The following is a 22,551-nucleotide window of genomic DNA, read 5'->3' as shown; positions in this document are numbered from 1 at the left end:
GGAAGCCGTTTCATGACCGATATACGCGGTATGGGTATGACAGATATACAAAATAGTGGCCTGGTGCCAATGGTGGTAGAGCAGTCGTCACGTGGTGAACGTGCCTACGACATCTATTCCCGTCTGCTTAAGGAGCGTGTGATCTTCCTGGTTGGTCAGGTTGAAGATCATATGGCCAACCTGATCGTGGCGCAATTGCTGTTCCTTGAGTCGGAAAACCCGGACAAGGATATCCATTTGTATATCAACTCGCCGGGTGGTTCGGTGAGCGCCGGTTTGGCGATTTACGACACCATGCAGTTTATCAAACCGAATGTCAGCACCCTGTGTATTGGCATGGCGGCGAGCATGGGCGCACTGCTGCTGACCGGTGGTGAGGCGGGCAAACGCTACTGCCTGCCACACTCACGCATGATGATTCACCAGCCGCTGGGCGGGGTTCAGGGACAGGCCGCGGATATTGAGATTCACGCCAGAGAAATGTTGCTGGTCCGTGACCGCCTCAACGATATTATGGTTAAACATACCGGCCAGGATATTGAGACTATCCGTCGCGATACCGACCGGGACAATTTCATGAGTGGTGACAACGCCGTGGAATATGGCCTGATCGACCAGGTCCTGACCAGCCGTGAGATGGCCGATGTCAGCGAGCCAGGTGTCTGAACGGACTGATTTCAGGGCAGGAATAACGCGTAATTTATACGTTTTTACCCTTGATAGGCATGGAATTTGCCTTATATTACATGAGGACGGGTCTTTGACGCAGGGACTTGCATATTCCGGCAAATCCCTGCAATGTGAGACCTAAAATAGCGGAAAGGCCCGGGGTATCAGGGCAATTTAGAGGTGGGTTATGAGTGACGAGCGGAACAATAACGGTGATGACGGCGAAAAGCTGTTGTATTGCTCGTTCTGTGGCAAGAGCCAGCACGAAGTCCGCAAGCTGATTGCCGGTCCGTCGGTATTCGTTTGTGACGAATGCGTGGAGCTGTGCAACGACATCATTCGTGAAGAGGTTCAGGAGAAGTCAGCGGTTGCCAAGGGCAACAAGCTGCCGACACCTCACGAAATTAACCAGATTCTCAATGAATATGTCATCGGTCAGGAACAGGCGAAGAAGGTCCTCGCCGTGGCCGTGTACAATCATTACAAGCGTCTTGAAGTTGAGACGAGTTCCGGCAACGATGTTGAACTCTCCAAGAGCAACATCCTCCTCATCGGCCCGACGGGTAGTGGTAAGACCCTGCTGGCCGAGACCCTGGCTCGCCTGTTGAACGTACCGTTCACGATCGCCGATGCCACCACCCTGACCGAGGCCGGTTATGTGGGTGAAGACGTCGAAAACATCATTCAGAAGTTGCTGCAAAAATGTGACTACGATGTCGACAAGGCCCAGACCGGTATTGTCTACATTGATGAAATCGACAAGATTTCACGCAAGTCAGATAACCCGTCTATTACCCGTGATGTATCGGGTGAAGGTGTGCAGCAGGCCCTGCTGAAACTCATCGAAGGCACGGTTGCTTCGGTACCCCCGCAGGGCGGACGCAAGCATCCGCAACAGGAATTCTTGCAGGTGAACACGGCTAACATCCTGTTCATCTGTGGTGGTGCCTTTGCCGGTCTCGACAAGCTTATCCGTGAACGTTCCGAGAAGGGCGGTATCGGCTTCTCCGCTGAGGTGAAGAGCAAGGAAGAAAGAAAGAACATCGGTGAAGTTTTGCACGACGTCGAACCGGAAGATTTGACCCGTTATGGACTGATCCCCGAGTTTGTCGGTCGTCTGCCAGTCGTTGCCACGCTTGAGGAACTGGATGAGGATGCCCTGATTCAGATCCTGACCGAGCCGAAGAATGCCATCACCAAGCAGTATCAGCGCCTGTTCGATATGGAAAATTGTGAACTGGAATTCCGCGATGATGCCCTGCGGGCCGTGGCGCGCAAGGCCATGGAACGCAAAACCGGTGCCCGTGGCCTGCGTTCCATCCTCGAGCATGCCCTGCTGGAGACCATGTATGATTTGCCATCCCAGGATGACGTGCAGAAGGTTATTGTCGACGAGAACGTCATCAGTGGGGAATCCGAACCACTGAAGATGTACGAGCAGACAGACCAGGCTGCTTCCTCTGACTGATTTCAAAGACCCCGCTGCTGCGGGGTCTTTGTTGTTAGAACCCCATTATTTTTCAAGCTCGGTTGAGTTTGCTTGAAATATGCCGACAACATCCATATATAGAGTCTGTAGTGGCGGCTGTGCTTAGGCGACCACTGCTGTAACTAGATTAATTTCAGAAGGCATGACCTTCACATAGCGAGGCTCCATCATGGAGAACCAGGACAAAATATCAGAAGTTATTGACGAACAACTCAGCGTGATCCCAGTATTGCCGCTACGCGACGTGGTCGTGTACCCGCACATGGTGATCCCGCTCTTTGTGGGCCGTGACAAATCCATTAAGGCCTTGGAAACGGCCATGGAGGCCGACAAGCAAATTATGCTGGTTGCACAGAAGAGCGCCTCCCAGGATGACCCACAGGCCGATGACATGTATCGCATCGGCACACTGTCTTCGATTCTGCAATTACTTAAACTCCCGGACGGAACCGTCAAGGTGCTGGTCGAGGGTGCCGAACGTGCCCGCATCCTGCACTTCTTGGGTAGTGATGAGTATTTCAAGGCACAGGTTACACCGCTGAAGTCTGAAGAACTGGAAGAGCGTGACAGTGAGGTGCTGGTACGTTCGGTCATGAACCAGTTTGACCAGTACGTGAAACTGAACAAGAAGGTACCGCCGGAGATCCTTTCTTCGCTGTCGGGCATTGATGACCCCGCTCGTCTGGCGGATACGATCGCTGCGCACATGTCGCTGAAGATCGAGGAGAAGCAGGCCGTGCTGGAGATCGTCGACCTGCGTGAACGCCTTGAGCATCTGATGGGCATCATGGAATCTGAAATTGATATCCTGCAGGTTGAGAAACGCATCCGTGGTCGTGTCAAACGTCAGATGGAAAAGAGTCAGCGCGAGTACTATCTGAATGAGCAGATGAAGGCCATTCAGAAGGAACTCGGTGATCTCGAAGACACTCCGAATGAAATGGAAGAACTGCAGCAGAAGATCGAAAAGGCAGGACTTTCCAAAGAGGCCAGAGAAAAGGCCGATTCTGAACTGAACAAGCTGAAGATGATGTCACCCATGTCGGCCGAGGCCACGGTGGTGCGTAACTACATCGATGCCTTGACCGGTGTGCCGTGGAAGAAACGCAGCAAGGTCAAACATGACCTGGCCGCCGCACAGGACGTGCTCGATGAAGACCACTACGGTCTTGAGAAGGTTAAGGAACGCATTCTTGAGTATCTCGCCGTGCAGCAGCGTGCGCGCAAGCTGAAGGGACCTATCCTGTGTCTGGTCGGGCCCCCGGGTGTTGGTAAGACCTCGCTGGGCCAATCGATCGCCCGTGCTACCGGGCGTAAGTTTACCCGTATGGCCTTGGGTGGCGTGCGTGACGAGGCCGAGATCCGTGGTCACCGTCGTACCTATATTGGTTCGATGCCGGGCAAGATTGTGCAAAAACTGACCAAGGTCGGCACACGCAATCCCCTGTTCTTGCTCGACGAACTGGACAAGATGTCGACAGACTTCCGTGGCGACCCGGCTTCTGCTTTGTTGGAAGTGCTGGACCCGGAACAGAACCATGCCTTTAACGACCACTACCTGGAAGTCGACTACGACCTGTCGGATATCATGTTTGTGGCCACGGCCAACAGCCTGAATATTCCCGGCCCGTTGCTGGACCGTATGGAAGTCATCCACTTGTCTGGTTACACGGAAGATGAAAAACTTAATATCGCCAAGCGTTATCTGGTGCCGAAACAGATCAAGAACAATGGTCTGAAAGACGATGAAATTAGCATTGCCGATAGCGCCCTGACGGATATCATTCGTTATTACACCCGTGAGGCGGGCGTGCGTAACCTTGAGCGTGAGATCTCCAAGGTCTGTCGTAAGGTGGTCAAGGATGTCTTACTCAAGCCGAGAGATAAGACGGTTACGGTTACCGCCAAGAATCTGGACAAGTATCTCGGTGTCAAACGTTTCCGTCATGGTCTGGCCGAAGAACACGATCAGGTGGGTCAGGTCACCGGTCTGGCCTGGACTGAGGTCGGTGGTGAATTATTGACCATCGAGGCGGCTGCGATCCCGGGTAAGGGCAAGCCGCTCTATACGGGTCAGCTGGGTGAGGTGATGCAGGAGTCGATCCATGCCGCCATGACCGTGGTGCGTACCCGTGCCGTGGCACTGGGTATCGACCCGGAGTTTTATCAGAAATTCGATTTCCACATTCATGTACCGGAAGGGGCCACACCCAAGGATGGTCCGAGTGCCGGTATCGGCATGTGCACCTCACTGGTATCTGCCCTGACCGGGATCCCGGTACGTGCCGACGTTGCCATGACCGGGGAAATCACCCTGCGTGGTGAAGTCCTGCCGATTGGTGGCCTGAAGGAGAAATTGCTGGCCGCGCACCGTGGCGGGATTACCACCGTGCTGATCCCGCAGGAAAACGAGCGTGACCTGGTGGATATTCCGAAAAACATCAAGGATAAACTCGACATCAAGCCAGTGCGCTGGATCGATGAGGTCCTGGCCGTGGCACTGGTACGTGCACCTGAGCCGCTGGAAGGCAAGGTAGAGCCCAGCGTCACCAAGGAGGCCGGCAAGGGCACAGGTAAGGGTAAGGCGGTTCATCACCACTAAAATCGCCTTATAGCGTTGTATAAAAAACCGGCAGGTATTTTTCCTGCCGGTTTTTTTATAGTTGAAATAAAATATTTTAGTTATGGGGCGATGTTGGGGTTTGGCATGAAGGTTATTCGCTAAGCCCCTGATGCATGGAATGATAACGGCGAGCACCGGTATTGTTGCATGGGTCACGTTATTTCCCACGGTACTTTGACACACTGTCCTTGCTTGACAGTCATCAGGCGCTATGGGATAACGAATTCACTTGCCGTTTTACTTGGAAGGAAAACTGCAGGTCCAAGCCAGACAGGCGTTCTTCTCACCATAGTCTGATACCTGATAAACAATACAACAATTCACATAGCGGGGATCTTAAAGAATGAATAAAGCCGAATTAATTGATGCCGTTGCCGAGGCAGCCGACCTTTCCAAAGCCTCTGCCACACGTGCCCTGGACTCGGTCCTGGATACCATCACAGCGGCCCTGAAAGGTGGCGATCAGGTTACCTTAGTAGGGTTTGGTACCTTCTCGGTACGACCACGTGCCGCCCGTACCGGACGCAATCCACGCACCGGTGAGGCCATCGAAATAAAGGCCTCTAACAATCCTGGATTTAAGGCTGGTAAAGCCCTCAAAGATGCCGTAAACTAGCGCGCCTCTCGAGTGGGGTGCTTAGCTCAGCTGGGAGAGCGTCGCCCTTACAAGGCGAATGTCGGGGGTTCGATCCCCTCAGCACCCACCAGTTCGGAGCGGTAGTTCAGTTGGTTAGAATACCGGCCTGTCACGCCGGGGGTCGCGGGTTCGAATCCCGTCCGCTCCGCCATTATTCAATGGCCATAAAGGGCGCACCTGTTACAGGGTGCGCCCTTTGTGTTTATAATCCTTTATAATCAATTTTTTTATAATGAAGTGCACGGGACCGTACCGAGGGAAAGGGTGTCGGTCGGCCAGATAACTATTTCAGAGTGAGTAAGCATGCTGCAGTCAATTCGTGATCGCGCCCAGAGCTGGGTTGCCTGGATCATCGTCCTCTTCATTGTCCTGGTCTTCGCCCTGTGGGGGATCCAGGATTACATCGGTGGTGCGCAAAATGTGGATGTCGCAGAAGTAGAGGGGATCAAGATCAGTGACCAGGACTTTCAGCGTCAGTTCCAGATCTACCGTGACCAGCAACGTCAGCAGCTGGCCCGTATCCTCGGTAACGATATCAATAATCCGCTCTATAAACAGTTGCTTAACGACGCAAGTATGAAGCAGCGTGTGATCGAGGGCATGATCCAGTCCCGTCTGATGACCCTGGCAGCACTCGAGGCAGGTCTGCGCGTCAGTGACGAGCAACTGAACGATATTATCCGCGCCGTACCGTCTTTCCAGCGAGATGGCCAGTTCGATGCCGATGTCTATTCGCAGCAGTTACGCTATCAGGGGATGTCAAGCAAGGGTTTTAAGAGCCGCCTCGAGCAGGATACGATCAGCCGTCAGTTTCTTGAGGCGATCAGCAGTAGCGTTTTTGTTACCCCGCAGCAGGTCGATGCCTGGCTTGCCCTGCAAAATCAGCAACGGACCCTGAGCACGATTACCTTGCGTGCGGAAGATTTTCGTCAAGAGGCGAAGATCGATGACGAGCGGATCCGTGCCTTCTATGACAATAATATTTCCCAATTCATGACCGAGGAGCAGGTCAGTATCGAGTATGTTGAGTTTTCTGCCAACAGCCTGACGGCACAAATCGAGGTTAACGAAGAAGCCTTGCGTGAATGGTATGAGGGACATGTCGAGGACTATGCGGTGGCCGATGAACGTGCCCAGCGCGATGTCTTGCTGGCGATACGTAAGCGTGTTCTGGCCGGTGAAGACTTCGCTGCACTGGCAAAAGAATTTTCTGAAGACAAGGCCTCCGCAGAAAATGGTGGGGATATCGGTTTGCTGGCACGCAATGTCATGGAACAACCGTTTGAAGAGGCGCTGTTTGCCCTCAACAAGGGTGACATCAGTGAGCCTGTGCGTACCTCCTTTGGTCTGCACCTGATCAAACTTACCGACATCAAGGGCGAAGAGCGCCAGGCCAGTCATATCCTGTTGAGTGTGGACGACAAAAAACTTCGCACACGTAGTTTCGAGGAGGTGCGTGAGCAGGTGGCTGCAGATTATCGTGCCCGTGAATCCGAGCGCCGTTTTACCGAGCAGCATGAATTACTCAATAACCTGAGTTATGAGCAGCCGACCACACTGGAGCCCGTTGCCGCCGAGTTGAAACTTGAGATTAAGAGCACCGGTCTGTTTACCCGTCAGGGTGGCGAGGGCTTGGCCGCGAATCCTGCCGTGGTGAATGCCGCCTTTACAGAAGACGTGCTGGCCGGTAACAACAGTGAAGCACTGGAAGTCGGTCAGGATAAATTGATCGTTTTACGTATAAAGGAACACATACCGGCGGCAGCCAGACCACTGGAAGAGGTTAATGACAGCATCATCGAACGGCTGCTGGCCGAGGTCACACAGGCGCTTGCGCGCAAGCAGGGTGAGGCGATGCTGGTCCGTCTCAAAGACGATGCCAAGGCATCGGTGGTGGCCGAAGAACTCAAGTTGAGCTGGTCGGAGCCTGAGTCGATCATGCGTGATACCAGCAAGGTGCGTGGAGGGATTGTGACTACCCTGTTTGCCATGCCGCGTCCGGTCGCAGACACGTCGAATTATGCCGGCGTGGCCTTGCCCAATGGCGATTACAGCCTTATCGCCTTCAGTGCCGTCACCGAGTTCGACCCGTCCAAGGCGGATGAATCGAAACGCTTGGCCGCACAACGCCAGCTGGAGGCCGCCGCCGTCGAGTCGATATTGAGTGCCTTACGCACCGACTTGCGTCTCGGTGCCGATGTGACGATCTTCCATAAGAACCTGAACGGGGCCAGCAACTAGGCGATAAGCACCGGGCCAGAGAGGGATACGGATGAAACTGCACTGGCAAATTTTGATCGCCTTGTTACTGGCCGTGCTGGCGGGCCTGGCCAGCGGCGTAGAGGCTGATCTGTTCGGCCTGCGTTTCTACGATGTTTATGTCTTTATCGGCAACCTCTTCCTCAATGCCCTGAAGATGATCATCGTGCCGTTGGTGGTCTCCTCGATCATCGTCGGTATTGCCGGTATTGGTTCTTCGCGGGCCTTTGGTCGGCTCGGTGGCCGAACTCTGATGTACTACCTTGCGACGACCTTTATCTCTGTGACCATTGGTCTGTTGGTGGTCAACGCGCTGACACCTGGCATCCAGGATGGTCAGCCGGTCAAGGATGTCCTCAACCTCAGCGCCGATGTCTCCAGTATCACTGCAAAGGTTGAGGGTCGCGGTGTCAGTGATGTGGTGGAAGTCTTTCTGCGCATGGTGCCGCCGAACATTGTTGCCGCCGCAGCGGATGGCCAGATGCTGGGGCTGATCTTCTTTAGCCTGCTATTCGGTTTTTTTATGTCACGTGTTGGCGAACCGCATGCCGAGAACCTGTATGGTTTCTGGGCAGGGGTCTATGAGGTGATGCTGCGGATCACCTTGTTCATTATGCGTTTCGCCCCGATAGGTGTGTTCGGTCTGGTTGCGCGTGTGGTCGCGGATACCGGGGCCTCGCGCTTTTTCGACCTCATGGAGGTGCTTGGGCTGTTCTTCCTCAGCGTGATCCTGGCGCTGGCGATTCACATGTTTGTCGTCATGCCGTTGATCCTGCGTTATGTCGCCGGCGTGAACCCTTTGCGTCATTACCGGGCGATGGCACCGGCACTGCTGACGGCCTTCTCCACGGCCTCATCATCGGCAACCTTGCCGTTGACACTGGAATGCGTGGAAAAGAATGCCGGGGTTTCGAATCGTACCAGCAGTTTTGTGCTGCCGTTGGGTTCAACCGTGAACATGGACGGCACGGCACTCTATGAGTGCGTAGCAGCAATGTTTATCGCCCAGGCCTATGGTCTGGACCTGAGTTTTACCCAACAGTTTGTGATCGTCCTGTTGGCCCTGGTAACTTCGATCGGTGTGGCCGGGGTGCCGGCGGCGAGCCTGTTGGCGATCACCATTATCCTGGGTTACATGGGCTTGCCGGTAGAGGGTATTGCGCTGATCTATGTCGTCGATCGACTTCTCGACATGTGCCGGACGGCAGTGAACGTGTTCAGTGATTCTTGTGGCGCGGTGGTGATAGGCCGTCTGGAAGGGGAAGAGGCGATCCTCGCCGAGGACCGCCCCAATATTGTTTAGTCTTTGCCGGCCGGGGCCTTGAAGTCCATGCCGACAACGTTATAACCGCCATCGACGTAAGAGATTTCTCCCGTCACACCGGAGGCAAGATCGGAGCAGAGGAAGGCACCGACATTGCCGACTTCATCAATGGTGACATTACGGCGCAGTGGTGCGGTGGCGGCAAACTGGTCGAGCATACTGCGAAAACCACTGATGCCGGAGGCGGCCAGGGTGCGGATCGGACCGGCAGAGATGGCGTTGACACGGATACCATCCGGGCCAAGGTCCTGCGCCATGTAACGCACATTGGCCTCGAGGCTGGCCTTGGCCAGGCCCATGACGTTGTAGTTGGGAACGGCGCGTTCGGCACCGAGGTAGCTCAGGGTCAGCAGGGCACCATTACGGCCCTCCATCATATTACGACCGGCCTTGGCCAGGGCGGCGAAGCTGTAGGAGCTGACCTCATGGGCGGTATTGAAGCCGGCGCGTGTCACCGCATCGAGGTAGCCGCCCTCTAGCTGATCTTTGGGTGCAAAGGCCACCGAGTGGACAATGATATCCAGGCCGTCCCAGAAGTCGTCAAGGTGCTCAAAGACGGCATCGATTTGCGCATCGTCACTGACATCGCAGGCCAGGGCGATATCGGAATCAAATTCGGCGGCCATTTTCTCGACCCGGTCTTTAAGTTTGTCGTTCTGGTAGGTGAAGGCCAGTTCAGCACCCTCGCGATGCATGGCCTTGGCGATGCCATAGGCGATGGAGCGATTGCTGGCGAGGCCAACGATTAAGGCGCGCTTGCCTTGCAAAAATGACATGAGAGATACCTTTCGTCAGTGAATACGAGCGTGTAGGATTAAGGAACGCTACAGTAACTAAAAATGAGCATAAGGTGAAGGGCTGAACGCAGCAAACCGGGCAATAAGCCAGGATAAGACGGAATAAAAATACCTCATAAAACAATGATGTGGCGAATCAGTACAATGTTTGTGGCATTTTGGCTCGTTGGTTGCGACGGGGCAAACTGGAACAATCCTTACCCAAAGGCGGAAAGCGGCGCCAATATCCTCTATTCCTCCTTTGACGCGCGGCCCAAGCACCTCGACCCGGCGGTTTCCTACGTTTCAAACGAATACCAGTTCATTGGTCAGATCTACACGCCGCCGCTGCAATACCATTACCTGAAGCGGCCTTATACGCTGATTCCCCTCGCCGCCGCGAAGATGCCCGCCGTACGTTATTTCGATGCCAAGGGCAGGCAACTGGCTGCGACGGCAGATGCTGCAGCCATCGCCTTTAGCGAGTACACGATCGAGATCCGCCCCGGCATCCGCTACCAGCCGCACCCGGCCTTTGCCCGTGACAAGCAGGGCAAGTTTCTCTATCACGCCCTCAACGAACAGCAACTGGCATCTATTTATACCCTGGCTGACTTTGAAAAGGTCGATTCGCGTGAGCTGGTTGCCGAGGACTTCGTCTACCAGATCAAACGCCTTGCCCACCCCGGCTTGCACTCACCGATCTTCGGCATCATGTCGGGTTATGTCGTTGGCCTGAAGGACTACGCGACAAGGCTCAAACAGGTACGTGATGAGGAAACGACCGGGTTGCAAGACAAGGAGGGTTATTATCTCGATCTAAGACAGCACCCACTCGAAGGCGTAAGCGCGCTGGATCGCTACCGTTATCGTATTCGTATCAAGGGCAAGTATCCGCAGCTGCAGTATTGGCTGAGTATGCCATTTTTCGCACCGATGCCGGCCGAGGCGGATCGTTTCTATTCACAGGCCGGATTGATCAAACGCAATATCACCCTCGACTGGTATCCGGTGGGTTCGGGGCCATATATGCTGACGGTGAATAACCCCAACCTCGAGATGGTCCTCGAGCGTAACCCTTACTTTGAGGGCGAGGTCTACCCGGGCGAGGGTGAGCCCGGTGACGCCGAGGCCGGGTTATTAAATGACGCCGGCAAGCCGCTGCCATTTATCGACAAGGTAGTCTATCGCCTCGAACGCGAGACGATTCCCTACTGGAGCAAGTTCCTGCAGGGCTATTACGATAGTTCCGGTATCAGTTCAGACAGTTTTGACCAGGCCGTGAGCATCACCACGCAGGGTGAACCAACCTTGACGGATGACATGCGGGAGAAGGGCATCCAGTTGCTGACAGCGGTCACCACCTCGACGTATTTCAGCGGCTTTAATATGCGTGACCCGGTCATCGGTGGTAATTCCCGACGTGCCCGCCTGCTGCGCAGGGCGATCGCGATCGCCACCGATTATGAGGAATATATTTCCATCTTTAATAATGGCCGTGGCCTGGCCGCGCAGGGTCCTTTACCACCTGGCCTGTTTGGGCACCGTCAGGGCGAGGCAGGCATCAATCCCTACGTCTATGATTGGGTGAATGGTCGGGCTAAACGCAAATCAATCAAAGAGGCGCGCGAGCTGTTGGCCAAGGCCGGTTACCCGAACGGTATTAATAAAAAGACTGGCGAGAGGCTCGTGATCAATTTCGATACTGCCGCCAGCGGCCCGGATGCCAAGGCCCGGCTAGACTGGTGGCGCAAGCAGTTCAAGAAACTCAACATCGACCTTGTCATTCGTAGTACTGATTTTAATCGCTTCCAGGACAAGATGCGTAACGGCACAGCGCAGATGTTCGAGTGGGGTTGGAATGCCGACTACCCGGACCCGGAAAACTTCATGTTCCTGTTGTATGGGCCGAACAGCAAGGCCGACAGGGGCGGCGAGAATGGCGCCAATTACAATAACGCCAGCTTTAATGCCCTCTTCGACAAGATGAAGAACATGGACAACAGCCCGGCACGGCAAAAGATCATTGACCAGATGGTCGAGATCGCCCGCCGTGATGGACCCTGGTTGTGGGGTTTGCACCCGAAGGCCTTTAGTCTGCATCACGGCTGGGTTAAAAACAGCAAGCCCAATCTGATGGCGAACAATACGCTGAAATACAAGCGCATTGACCCCATGCAGCGTGCCGAACAGCGCAAGGCCTGGAACCGACCAATCACCTGGCCGTTGTGGAGCATGCTGGTGATCTTTATTGCGCTGATTCTTCCTGGCATTATCAGTTATCGGCGCAAGGAACACGGCACCGGGGGGCAGGGCTGATGTTTGCCTATATCGTACGGCGTGTCCTCTATGCGGTCCCTATCCTTATAGGTGTCAACCTGCTGACCTTTGTTTTATTCTTTGTCGTCAATACGCCCGACAACATGGCGCGTGTCAATCTCGGTGTCAAACACGTGACCCCGGCGGCGATTGAGAAATGGAAGGTCGAACACGGTTATGACAAACCCTTGCTCTATAACAGTTTGGAGCAGGGCAGTGCGGCACTGACGAATACCATCTTCTATGAAAAATCCGTGCGCCTGTTTGTATTCGATTTCGGTGCCGCCGATGATGGTCGTGATATTGGTCATGATATTGCACAGCGCATGTGGCCGAGTCTGGCGATTGCCTTGCCGATGTTTATCGTCGGTCTGCTGGTGAATATCACACTATCCATGTTGCTGGCTTTTTTCCGTGGTAGCTATATAGATATGAGCGGGGTGGTACTGGGTGTGATCTTTATGTCAGTTTCGACACTATTCTATATTATCGGTGGGCAGTACCTGATGGGCAAACTCTGGCATCTGGTGCCGATATCCGGATACAGTAATGAATGGCCGGCGGCGATCAAGTTTTTGATCCTGCCTGTGATCATCGGTGTGATAGGTGGCATCGGCAGTGGTACGCGCTGGTACCGTACTATCTTCCTTGAAGAAATCAGTAAGGACTATGTGCGCACGGCGCGGGCCAAAGGACTGTCCGAATTGCGGGTATTGTTCCGGCACGTGCTTAAGAATGCCATGGTGCCGATCCTCACCGGTGTGGTGGTCGTGATCCCGATGCTGTTCATGGGCAGCCTGTTAACCGAATCCTTCTTTGGCATTCCTGGTTTGGGCAGTTACACCATTGACGCCATTCTCGCTCAGGACTTTTCGATCGTTAAGGCCATGGTCTTCCTCGGATCGGTGCTCTACATCATCGGGCTTATCCTCACAGATATTTCCTACACGCTGGTTGACCCGCGGATAAGGTTGAACTGATATGGATATTTCCGCCGATTTTAACTGGTGGCAAATTGAGCCGGCGATGCTCTGGACCGATGTGCTCATCTATATCCTGGTTGCAGCGATCGGTATCTTTGTGGTCTATGCCCGACGCCACGAACACCTGCGAGCACCGTGGCGACAGGTCTTGTACCGACGCCTGGCCATGAGCGCACTGATCATACTGATGGCCTTTGTGGTGATCGGTCTGCTTGATTCGATACATTTCAAGGTGCCACTGGAACAACGTGAGGATGGCAGTGTGCTTTATTCAACAGAGGTCTATAGCCTGTTCGACAGGATAGTGCTGCCGCTGAAGAACCACACCGAGAAGACCTATTCCGAACCCTTTGCCTATCAATTGTATGCAAAGGAAAATATTGAGCAGGCCGATGGCAGTATGCGACGTGATTTCCCGCGGCTGAAATACGGCAGCGCACACCTAGATGCCCCTGAAATACAACGCGGCGTCGATATCCAGGCACGTAGCCTGGTTGCTCTCGGTGAGGCAGTGTTGCTGGGGCTATTGATAACTACTCTGCTGGCGGGTTGGCAGACACGACGTAATAATGAAAGATTTACCATTACCCTCCAGGGCATGTTAATGGGGCGGACGAGACTGCCGTGGCGCTCCATGTTGGCCACAGTGTTTTTTATCTTGCTGTTTCTGTTGTTCGCAATGGAGCTCGGTACACACTATCACATTTTCGGTACAGATAAGGTTGGGCAGGATGTCCTCTACCTTTCGCTGAAGAGTATTCGCACCGGACTTGTAATCGGTACATTGACCACACTGGTAATGCTGCCGTTTGCCGTCTTGCTGGGCATCATGGCCGGTTATTTTCGTGGCTGGGTCGATGATGTTATCCAGTATTTATACACAACCCTGAGTTCTATACCGAGTGTGTTACTCATTGCTGCCGCGATCCTGGTCATGCAGGTCTATATCGAAAACAACCCGCAACAATTTGCAACAGTGCTGCAACGTGCCGATGCGCGACTGTTATTCCTCTGTTTGATCCTCGGCATCACCAGCTGGACCTCGTTATGTCGCCTGTTGCGTGGCGAGGCCTTGAAACTACGCGAAGCCGATTACATCCAGGCCTCGCAGGCCTTCGGTGTACGCAGTGCCAAGATCATTACACGTCACCTTTTACCGAATGTTATGCACATCGTACTGATCGTGATCGTGCTTGATTTCAGCGGCCTGGTGCTGGCCGAGGCCGTGCTGGCCTATGTCGGTGTTGGGGTCGACCCGTCCATGAACAGTTGGGGCAATATGATTAACAGTGCCCGACTGGAGATGGCCCGCGAGCCCATCGTCTGGTGGTCCCTGCTGGCAGCCTTTGTATTTATGTTCATACTGGTGCTGGCGGCGAATCTGTTTGCCGATGCGGTGCGCGATGCCTTCGACCCGCGGCTGAGGAGTAGTTAGTGATGAGTATGGAACGCAAAGGTCGCAGAGACGCAGAGACCGCAGAGGATACAGAAATTGAAATTTCTATTTCTATAATGATTGATTCTGATTATGCATTATCGTTTTCTCTTTGCGCCCTCTGCGTCTCTGCGACCTCTGCGTTAAATCCGGGGCTAAACCGATGACAGATACGCTGTTACAGATAAGAGACCTGAAAACGTGGTTTGATACCCCACGTGGTACGGTGCGTGCGGTCGATGGTGTGAGCTTTGATATCAAGCGTGGTGAGACCTTTGCCTTGCTCGGCGAGTCTGGATGTGGCAAGTCGATGACCGCATTTTCGCTCATGCAACTCGTTCCTTCGCCGGCCGGTCGTATTGCCGGTGGCAGTGTCCTACTTGATGGCAAGGACCTGCTGCAATACTCCGAGGTGCAGATGCGCGAGGTGCGTGGCAGCCGTATCGCCATGATCTTCCAGGAACCGCAGACCTCGCTGAACCCGGTGCTGACTGTCGGCGATCAGATTCGTGAGACCATTTATCAGCATACGGCCTTGCGCAATACCATGGCCCGGCAGCGCGTGCTGGAACTGCTTGATGCCGTCGGCATCCCCGACCCACAGCGTCGTTACGACGAATACCCGCACCAGCTATCCGGCGGCATGAAACAGCGCATCATGATTGCCATTGCCCTGGCCGCCGAGCCGGATGTGTTGATCGCCGATGAGCCGACCACGGCACTTGACGTGACCATCCAGGCGCAGGTGCTGGAGCTACTAAAGAGACTGCAACAGGAAACCGGTATGTCGATCCTGCTGATCACCCATGATCTTGGTGTTGTGGCGGGCATGGCCGATCGTGTAGCAGTTATGTATGCAGGACAAATAGTCGAGCAGGCCAGTCGCGATGCGTTTTTTTCCCAGCCACGCCACCCTTATTCGGAAAAACTGTTTGCCTCGCTACCGGGTGATATGAAACGTGGTCAGCCACTGGCGGTGATCCACGGCAGCGTGCCACCACTCTTTCAGACCTTTAGTGGTTGCCGTTTTGTTGACCGTTGCGATTATGCCTGGGAGGTCTGTCACAACACACCTCCGCACTGGCAGGCGAGTGGTATTCGTTGCCATCGTTATGACAGCAGCATCGTCCAGTCAGACGAACAACGGCTAGTGCCACCGGTGCAAGCGCCGGTGGCGGTTAGCCTGCCCGGTGATGCGCGATTACTCGAGGTCAGAGACCTCAAGGTTTATTTCCCTGTACACAAGGGGCTGTTGCGACGGGTCAAAGGCCATGTGAAGGCGGTTGATGGCCTGTCATTGAGCATTCAACAGGGCCATACGCTGGCACTCGTCGGCGAGTCGGGTTGTGGCAAGACCACGGCAGGTAAGGGGCTGTTGCGGCTACTGCCGATCACGGGTGGTCAGGTTGAATACCAGGGCAGGGATTTGGCCCACTTAAATGCGAAGAGCCTGCGTAAGCTGCGTGGTGACCTGCAGATCATCTTTCAGGACCCCTATGCCTCAATGAACCCACGCATGCTGGTCGGGGATATCATTGCCGAAGGCATGCTTGCCCAGGGTATCGGCAGTACCCGGCAGCAACGTCGGCAGCGTGTTAAGGCATTACTGGATAAAGTCGGCCTGTCGGCCGATAGTGTACAGCGTTACCCGCACGAATTTTCCGGTGGTCAGCGCCAGCGTATCTGTATTGCGCGTGCGCTGGCGGTGGAACCTAAATTGATTGTCTGTGACGAACCGACGAGTGCCCTGGATGTCTCCGTGCAGGCACAGATCCTGAATTTGTTGCAGGCGCTGCAAGCGGAGATGGGGCTGTCTTACCTGTTTATCACGCATAATATCTCGGTGGTCGAGTACCTCGCCCATGATGTCGCGGTCATGTATCTGGGTCGCATTGTAGAACAGGGCAGTGTTGAGGAAGTCCTGCACAACCCCCGGCACCCCTATACACAGGCACTGTTATCGGCTGTGCCGGTTATTGAAAAGGATAGCCAACGCGAGGTCATCCGCCTTGAGGGCGACATGCCTTCACCTCTAAATCCACCTCAGGGTTGTCACTTCCATCCGCGTTGTGCACATGTGCTGCCGGCATGCCGCGAGCAATACCCGCAAACTATTGACTTTAGCGGCTCACACCGGGTTGCCTGTCACCTCTATGCCACTTCAGAAAACAGATAAACTGGTCTTTGTTTACAACGCCGACAGCGGGTTTTTTAATCTGCTGGCCGATATGGCACACAAGATCGTTTCGCCCGAAACCTATAACTGCCAGCTCTGCATGCTTACCCATGGTCACCTTGGTATGCGCGAACAATGGAAGGCATATCTCGAATCCATTAAGGCCGAACTTGAATTCCTGCACCGTGATGAATTTCTGAAACACTACGGTCAGCATGACGCGGCCCTGCCGGCACTATTTCTGCTTAGGAACGGTGAGGCTGAATTGTTTATGAGTGAGGACGAGATCAATCATTGCGAGACACTTGAGGCGATGATAACGCAGCTCGATAAGCGCCTGGCAGGGCTTGATTAAATTCGATGATAGAACGAATATCCGTCCAGACTGGAAACGGAGGGGTCAACAATGATGATCCGTAGCATTGTCTTTGTCAGCTGGTAACGTATGAGAGTAATATCTGAACGCTCTTATATTGAATAACATGCTGTGCATAAAGGTTTTACATGCGAATATGGGATATTAATCCGGGTTACCTGAACCGACAAAGCCTGCTGGGTGAGCATCGTGAACTCCATGGTATTGTGTCCATCATTGTTAATCGCAAGAGGGGCTATGCCCAACATCCGGAGACTCTTCGCTGGGTTGGCTATGGCTGGGCATTACGGCAACGGCATGCCCTGCTTTCGGCAGAGATGACGCTAAGGGGCTATACGGACAGATCGCCTGTTGCTACTCGCAGCAATAAAGGGCTTTGGCCGGAAATCTTTATCGATGAACCTTCCAGACAGTTTCAGATCCTTGCATCCAAATATATAAATAAGGAGCCGGGGCGGATTGCCTTGCCAACAACGGCTCAACAATTATGGAGTCAGCATAAATACTCCGTGTTGGCCCGTGACGAAAATCTCTACAGAAGGCTTGGGCGGGAGGTAGCCAGCATGAAGCCTGGCGATGATTTTTCTGATCTGGCAAATATGCTCGCATTACAGCTGAGGGTAGCCCCTTCGCCTGGTGGGATAAGGAATGCCCTGCACCATATGTGGGGATATGTGTCTGAGTATTCCTCCGGCATGAAGCATGCTGTTCTGTCATGGTCGTTACAGCGCTTATTGCTTGAGACACAGCGGCGCAGCATGGAAAACACGTGTTCGTATTTATTGGCATCTACTGCGCTGAGTGAGTTGAGGGTGTGGCTGCCAAAATAACACTACCACCTAGGTTTATAACCCCGGCCTGTCCTTCATGGTCTTATTACCTTGCCAGGGATAAGGTACCAGCCTATTACCTTGTGACTTGTGCTGATTATTCGATGTTGTATCTATGTCTCATCGTTCTATAATCATACTTTATATAGTTTTGTTAGTGTGTCAGGCGGCCCGACAGGCTATGCATGTGTGAATAAGAAGGAAATAAACCTAGTGAACATTACAGGGCGTTGCCTCCTTTTTATTCTGCTGGGTTTATTGTTAAATCCGGGCCTGTCTGCAAAAGAGTTCAAGGTCGCCGTACGGGCGCATTACGGTGTTGAGCACGCGATCGAGCAATGGCAGGCGACACTGGATGTCTTGTCTGAAAAGATCCCTGGCCACCGTTTCACGTTATTGCCGATTGTCAGTCTGGATGCGATCAGTGCCGCGGCAGGACGGGGGACATTTGATTTTGTCCTGACCAATCCGTCTTCCTACGTGGAGTTAAAGATATTACACGATGCCCGGGCACTGGTGACCCTGAATAACCGACGTGCCAATACGGCACAAAGCCGTTTTGGTTCAGTCATCTTTACTCATGCAAGGAACGATCACATCCTGACGCTTAAGGACCTGAAGGGTGTCACCGTCATGGCCGTCTCCGAGCCTGCCTTTGGTGGTTGGCGTATGGCCTGGCTGGAGATGCTCGAACAGGGTATTGACCCGCATAAGGACCTGAAGGCCTTGTTATTCAGCGACACTAAGACTCAGCCCGAGGTGGTGGATGCCATACGTGATGGCCGGGCCGATGTGGGCGTGGTGCGTACCGACCAGCTGGAACGTATGCAGGCAACCGGCCAGGCCGACTTGCGATACTTCCGTATCCTTAATAGCCATAATACCAAGGGGTTTCCCTTCTTCCACAGCACGCCCCTCTACCCGGAGTGGGCCTTTGCCGCCATGCCGTGGGTACCTATCGACCTTGCACAAGAGGTACAGGAAACCTTGCGGGCTATTACGGCCGACAGCCTGGCGGCCAGCAAGGGTCAATACGTCGGCTGGATAACCGCGCTGGATTACAGTTCGGCGGAAAAGCTTATGAAGCGGCTGCGTGTTGGGCCCTTTGCAGGCAAGAAGCCTTAAGCCACAGGTAATTGTCGAGACCACATTTTGAATTTATCTATTGTTAAAAAAACCATTTTACATTCTATCCTTTTAGTCCTGCTTGGCAGCGGGATAACGGCTTTTCTGTTTTACAGCAAAACCAGTACGTTATTGGTTGAACAGGCACTGGATAATTTTTCCAATGCGATCACCGTTGAAGGGAATAGGTTGCGGGAGCACATCAGGTCACAACGCGAAAATGTGTTGTTCCTTTCGCATGTCCCACCGGTACAGGGTCTGCGACGGTCCGATAAAGCGGGTGGTTATGATGAAGAAGGAAAATCTAATGAACAGCAATGGCAGCAGCGACTGCAATCTATCTTCAGATATCAACTGGAAAGTAAACCTTATATCCTGACAATACGCTATATCAATGCCGATGGTGTAGAGAGGGTCGTTGTTGGTCGTGAGAATGGGCGGATTAGTGTTGCGGAGCAGCAGCAATTGCAGGACAAGGCACGCCGCACCTATGTGCGAGAAACCCTCAAGTTGAAACAGGGTGAGATATATCTTTCCGAGATCAACCTGAACCGCGAACACGGAAAGATTACTGTTCCTCATCAGGAGGTTTTGCGAATTGCCACGCCAGTATTTGACGAACTGACCAACGAACTGATCGGCATGGTTGTAACAGCGATTGATATTGGCAAGGAACTGCGTCTGATGCAAAAGAGAATTCAGGCAGCGGGTCAGGAAATCACCATAACCAACGATGGTGGCGGTTATCTTCTGCACCCTGATGCCAGCAAGACATATGGTTTCGACCTGGGCAAGCGCTACCGGGTACAAGAGGATATCCCTCAAATGGCAAAGTTGTATTTGCCGGGTAACCTTGAGCGAAAAAAGATTCTGTTGCCGAAGCAGACGGGTACCCAGCAGGTGGCCGTGTATACCAAGATACCCATTGACCCGGCCAGGCCAGAGCGTTTTATTGCTGTGGGTATCAGCGAATCTTACGATTCTATCGTCGCTGAGCATACCAGGGTGTTGCGTGATGCCCTGGGGTGGTTGGTTGTGTCGTTGCTAATAGGTGTAATACTGGCTGTAACGTTTTCAATACGTCTGACCCGGCCTATCAGGCAGATCAGCCAGGCAATGGATGATTATACGCATCAACGCCAAGATGAGGTCTATCTACCTCTCGAACGACAGGATGAAGTCGGTCAGTTGGCCAGGAATTTTGAGGCCATGACCAACGAGGTGGAGGAAACACGGACCCGGCTTGAAGTCATGAATCGTGACCTTGAAACCATGGTCGATGAGCGTACCGCCCAGTTGCAGGGTAGTGAAAACCGGCAGCGAGCAATCCTCAATACTATCGCCGATGGTCTGATCACGATAGATGATAAAGGCCTTATCGAAAGGCTGAACCCGGCGGCAGAGAAGATGTTTGGTTATACGGCCGATGAACTTGTAGGCAAGAATATTTCGGTGCTGTTACCCGAAGAGGAACGCCAGGCGCATGAGGCTTATATCGATCAATCCGAATTGAACGTGCCACGCATTATCAATCAGGCCAGGGATCTTGAAGGTCGCCGCAAGGATGGCACACTTTTTCCCATGGAGCTGAATGTTGCACCGATGAAAATTGCTGATCGACGTGGTTTTGTCGGCATCCTGCGTGACATTAGCGAGCGCAAACAGGCCGAGCAGGCCTTAAACCGTTTCAAGACCACACTGGACGAGACCATAGATTGTGTGTTCATGTTCGAACCGGCCAGCTTGAAATTCTTCTATGCCAATGCCGGTGCCAGAGAACAGATCGGCTACAGTGACGATGAGCTGATGAATATGCGGGCGTTCGATATTAAACCGGACTTCGATGAGCAACAGTTTCGCGAGATGATCGCGCCGATGCTGGCCGGTGAACAGACAGCGGTTAATTTTGAAACCGTGCACGCACACAAGGATGGTCATACTGTTCCGGTGGAGATACTGCTGCAATATATTTCCCCCCCTGGCGAGCCCGCACGTTTTGTAGCGATTGTGCGTGATATTACCGAACGCAAAAAAATGGATAAAATGAAGAATGAATTTATCTCCACGGTTAGTCATGAACTACGTACACCCCTGACCTCCATTCGCGGTTCCCTTGGACTTATTAATGGTGGTGTCACAGGTGAGCTGTCCGAGGCCGCACATGAAATGCTGACGATCGCCGGTAATAATACCGAACGCCTGTTGTTGCTGATTAATGACATCCTCGATATCCAAAAGATTGAATCGGGGCAAATGGCCTTCAGGTTCCAGAACCTGGCACTAGCACCATTTTTGGAGCAGGCTGTGGAGGAAAATGCCGCATATGGCAGAGAGCATGGTATCTATTTCGAAATTAGTCGCAGTATAGAAGCGGCACAGGTATTTGCCGACCGTGATCGATTAATGCAGGTAATGGCCAATCTGTTGTCAAATGCCGCCAAATTTTCACCTGAGGGTGAAACCGTAGAGATCAACCTTGCCCGTCATCATGACCTGCTGCGTATTTCGGTTACTGATCATGGCCCCGGGATCCCTGAGGAATTTCACGACAAGCTGTTTGAACGTTTTACCCAGTCCGATTCATCGGATAGTCGCCGTAAGGGAGGTACAGGCCTGGGCCTGAATATCAGCAAGATCATCGTTGAGAAACATGGTGGTCACATCGGTTTTATCAGCAGGGAAGGAGTTGGTACTACTCTCTACGTAGACCTGCCGGTATTGATGGGTATGTCCCCGGATATCGATGGCCAGGTCCCTCGCCAGATAAAATGTGATCACCGTGCCTGCGTGCTGATCATAGAGGATGATCCGGATGTTGCCATGTTACTGCAACGTATGCTGGCTGAGTCCGGTTTTAATTCTGATATAGCCAGCAATGCCGACGAGGCCAGAAAGTTATTATCACAACAGCGGACGGGGCAATATCGTGCCATCACCCTGGACCTGCTGTTGCCAGATGAAAATGGTATGAGCCTGCTAACCGAACTACGCAAGAGTGAGAACACTCGTGAGATTCCGGTAGTAGTGGTTTCGGTGAAGGCAGATGAGAGTAAACGTAACCTGCAGGGCGGGGCAATGGGGATTGTTGACTGGTTGAATAAACCCATCGACCAACAACGCCTGATCAGCGCGGTCAGGCAGGCCGCAGGTCCGGCTCGATCCGCCCGCGTGTTACACGTAGAGGATGAGAGCGACGTACATTGGCTTGTTAAGACTATGTTGCAAGACCAATGTGAACTCACCTGGACGACGACGCTTGCGGCTTCCAGAGAGGCGCTCGCAACCGGTGAATTTGACCTGGTGTTACTGGATATCGGCCTGCCAGATGGCTCGGGTCTGGACCTGCTGGATGCCATCGAACAGCACCTTGCACCGCCGCGGGTGGTGGTATTTTCTGCCTACGATATTACGCAGGAGTACGCTGATAAGGTCAGTGCGGTATTAATCAAATCACGTACCGACAATCAACAATTACTGGATGTTATCAGTCAAACGATAGCGGCCAGTATGAAGGGTATGTGATGTCTGAT

General features: G+C 53.3%; 15 protein-coding genes and 2 tRNA genes. 16 read left to right on the top strand and 1 reads right to left on the bottom strand.

The window, feature by feature from the left end:
* The first annotated feature begins 12 nt into the window (after positions 1–12).
* The 8 genes from clpP (at position 13) to EL386_RS10320 (ending at position 8,980) form a co-directional block, all read left to right on the top strand.
* Positions 13–666 (top strand): ATP-dependent Clp endopeptidase proteolytic subunit ClpP, encoded by a 654-nt coding sequence (clpP, locus tag EL386_RS10355; protein WP_197722057.1) that lies wholly within the window; start codon positions 13–15, stop codon positions 664–666.
* Positions 667–856: 190 nt separating this feature from the next.
* The gene (clpX, locus tag EL386_RS10350) at positions 857–2,137 is read left to right on the top strand and encodes an ATP-dependent Clp protease ATP-binding subunit ClpX (RefSeq protein WP_126455956.1); all 1,281 of its coding nucleotides are present in this window, start codon (positions 857–859) and stop codon (positions 2,135–2,137) included.
* A gap of 190 nt (positions 2,138–2,327) precedes the next feature.
* Positions 2,328–4,760 carry an endopeptidase La gene (gene lon, locus EL386_RS10345; protein ID WP_126455954.1) on the top strand — a complete coding sequence of 811 codons (2,433 nt, stop codon included), beginning with the start codon at positions 2,328–2,330 and terminating at the stop codon, positions 4,758–4,760.
* A gap of 364 nt (positions 4,761–5,124) precedes the next feature.
* The gene (locus tag EL386_RS10340; RefSeq protein ID WP_126455952.1) at positions 5,125–5,397 is read left to right on the top strand and encodes an HU family DNA-binding protein; all 273 of its coding nucleotides are present in this window, start codon (positions 5,125–5,127) and stop codon (positions 5,395–5,397) included.
* A gap of 15 nt (positions 5,398–5,412) precedes the next feature.
* Positions 5,413–5,488: transfer RNA gene (locus tag EL386_RS10335), tRNA-Val, on the top strand.
* A 4-nt stretch (positions 5,489–5,492) separates the two neighbouring features.
* Positions 5,493–5,569 (top strand) — tRNA-Asp (locus EL386_RS10330).
* Positions 5,570–5,721: 152 nt separating this feature from the next.
* On the top strand, positions 5,722–7,659 hold the full coding sequence (locus EL386_RS10325; RefSeq protein ID WP_126455950.1) for a SurA N-terminal domain-containing protein: 1,938 nt from the start codon (positions 5,722–5,724) through the stop codon (positions 7,657–7,659).
* A 31-nt stretch (positions 7,660–7,690) separates the two neighbouring features.
* Positions 7,691–8,980 carry a dicarboxylate/amino acid:cation symporter gene (locus tag EL386_RS10320; RefSeq protein WP_126455948.1) on the top strand — a complete coding sequence of 430 codons (1,290 nt, stop codon included), beginning with the start codon at positions 7,691–7,693 and terminating at the stop codon, positions 8,978–8,980.
* Here EL386_RS10320 and EL386_RS10315 read toward each other — a convergent pair.
* On the bottom strand, positions 8,977–9,777 hold the full coding sequence (locus EL386_RS10315) for an enoyl-ACP reductase FabI (RefSeq protein ID WP_126455946.1): 801 nt from the start codon (positions 9,775–9,777) through the stop codon (positions 8,977–8,979). The genes EL386_RS10320 and EL386_RS10315 overlap by 4 nt on opposite strands.
* A 165-nt stretch (positions 9,778–9,942) precedes the next feature.
* Between EL386_RS10315 and EL386_RS10310 the strand changes: the two genes are divergently transcribed.
* The 8 genes from EL386_RS10310 to EL386_RS10275 all read left to right on the top strand — a co-directional run bounded on the left by EL386_RS10310 (position 9,943) and on the right by EL386_RS10275 (position 22,543).
* Positions 9,943–12,096, top strand: a complete 2,154-nt coding sequence (locus tag EL386_RS10310; RefSeq protein ID WP_232020191.1) for an ABC transporter substrate-binding protein — start codon at positions 9,943–9,945, stop codon at positions 12,094–12,096.
* Positions 12,096–13,076: an ABC transporter permease gene (locus tag EL386_RS10305; RefSeq protein WP_126455944.1), complete on the top strand. Its 981-nt coding sequence runs from the start codon at positions 12,096–12,098 to the stop codon at positions 13,074–13,076. The genes EL386_RS10310 and EL386_RS10305 overlap by 1 nt, the downstream gene beginning before the upstream one ends.
* Position 13,077: 1 nt before the next feature.
* Positions 13,078–14,514 (top strand): ABC transporter permease, encoded by a 1,437-nt coding sequence (locus EL386_RS10300; protein WP_126455942.1) that lies wholly within the window; start codon positions 13,078–13,080, stop codon positions 14,512–14,514.
* Between the two features lie 163 nt (positions 14,515–14,677).
* The gene (locus EL386_RS10295; RefSeq protein ID WP_126455940.1) at positions 14,678–16,690 is read left to right on the top strand and encodes an ABC transporter ATP-binding protein; all 2,013 of its coding nucleotides are present in this window, start codon (positions 14,678–14,680) and stop codon (positions 16,688–16,690) included.
* The gene (locus EL386_RS10290) at positions 16,668–17,045 is read left to right on the top strand and encodes a hypothetical protein (protein ID WP_126455938.1); all 378 of its coding nucleotides are present in this window, start codon (positions 16,668–16,670) and stop codon (positions 17,043–17,045) included. The genes EL386_RS10295 and EL386_RS10290 overlap by 23 nt, the downstream gene beginning before the upstream one ends.
* 149 nt (positions 17,046–17,194) lie before the next feature.
* The gene (locus EL386_RS10285; protein WP_126455936.1) at positions 17,195–17,896 is read left to right on the top strand and encodes a DUF1722 domain-containing protein; all 702 of its coding nucleotides are present in this window, start codon (positions 17,195–17,197) and stop codon (positions 17,894–17,896) included.
* 213 nt (positions 17,897–18,109) lie between these two features.
* Entirely contained in the window at positions 18,110–19,021 is a 912-nt protein-coding gene (locus EL386_RS10280; protein ID WP_172597703.1) for a phosphate/phosphite/phosphonate ABC transporter substrate-binding protein, read from the top strand.
* Between the two features lie 27 nt (positions 19,022–19,048).
* Complete coding sequence (locus EL386_RS10275; RefSeq protein WP_126455931.1) at positions 19,049–22,543, top strand: PAS domain S-box protein; 3,495 nt, start codon at positions 19,049–19,051, stop codon at positions 22,541–22,543.
* The last annotated feature ends 8 nt before the right edge of the window (positions 22,544–22,551 follow it).

The sequence above is a fragment of the Sulfuriflexus mobilis genome, assembly GCF_003967195.1.
Classification (GTDB): Bacteria; Pseudomonadota; Gammaproteobacteria; order AKS1; family AKS1; genus Sulfuriflexus; species Sulfuriflexus mobilis.
The sequence above is the reverse complement of the archived record's forward strand: the minus strand, read 5'-3'. Positions and strand labels throughout refer to the sequence as shown.

Coding starts and splice junctions, on each gene's coding strand:
- EL386_RS10340 (WP_126455952.1), top strand. CDS start 5,125: ATGAATAAAGCCGAATTAATTGATGCCGTTGCCGAGGCAGCCGACCTT.
- EL386_RS10320 (WP_126455948.1), top strand. CDS start 7,691: ATGAAACTGCACTGGCAAATTTTGATCGCCTTGTTACTGGCCGTGCTG.
- EL386_RS10300 (WP_126455942.1), top strand. CDS start 13,078: ATGGATATTTCCGCCGATTTTAACTGGTGGCAAATTGAGCCGGCGATG.
- EL386_RS10325 (WP_126455950.1), top strand. CDS start 5,722: ATGCTGCAGTCAATTCGTGATCGCGCCCAGAGCTGGGTTGCCTGGATC.
- EL386_RS10290 (WP_126455938.1), top strand. CDS start 16,668: ATGCCACTTCAGAAAACAGATAAACTGGTCTTTGTTTACAACGCCGAC.
- clpX (WP_126455956.1), top strand. CDS start 857: ATGAGTGACGAGCGGAACAATAACGGTGATGACGGCGAAAAGCTGTTG.
- clpP (WP_197722057.1), top strand. CDS start 13: ATGACCGATATACGCGGTATGGGTATGACAGATATACAAAATAGTGGC.
- EL386_RS10285 (WP_126455936.1), top strand. CDS start 17,195: ATGCGAATATGGGATATTAATCCGGGTTACCTGAACCGACAAAGCCTG.
- EL386_RS10295 (WP_126455940.1), top strand. CDS start 14,678: ATGACAGATACGCTGTTACAGATAAGAGACCTGAAAACGTGGTTTGAT.
- EL386_RS10315 (WP_126455946.1), bottom strand. CDS start 9,777: ATGTCATTTTTGCAAGGCAAGCGCGCCTTAATCGTTGGCCTCGCCAGC.
- lon (WP_126455954.1), top strand. CDS start 2,328: ATGGAGAACCAGGACAAAATATCAGAAGTTATTGACGAACAACTCAGC.
- EL386_RS10310 (WP_232020191.1), top strand. CDS start 9,943: ATGTTTGTGGCATTTTGGCTCGTTGGTTGCGACGGGGCAAACTGGAAC.
- EL386_RS10305 (WP_126455944.1), top strand. CDS start 12,096: ATGTTTGCCTATATCGTACGGCGTGTCCTCTATGCGGTCCCTATCCTT.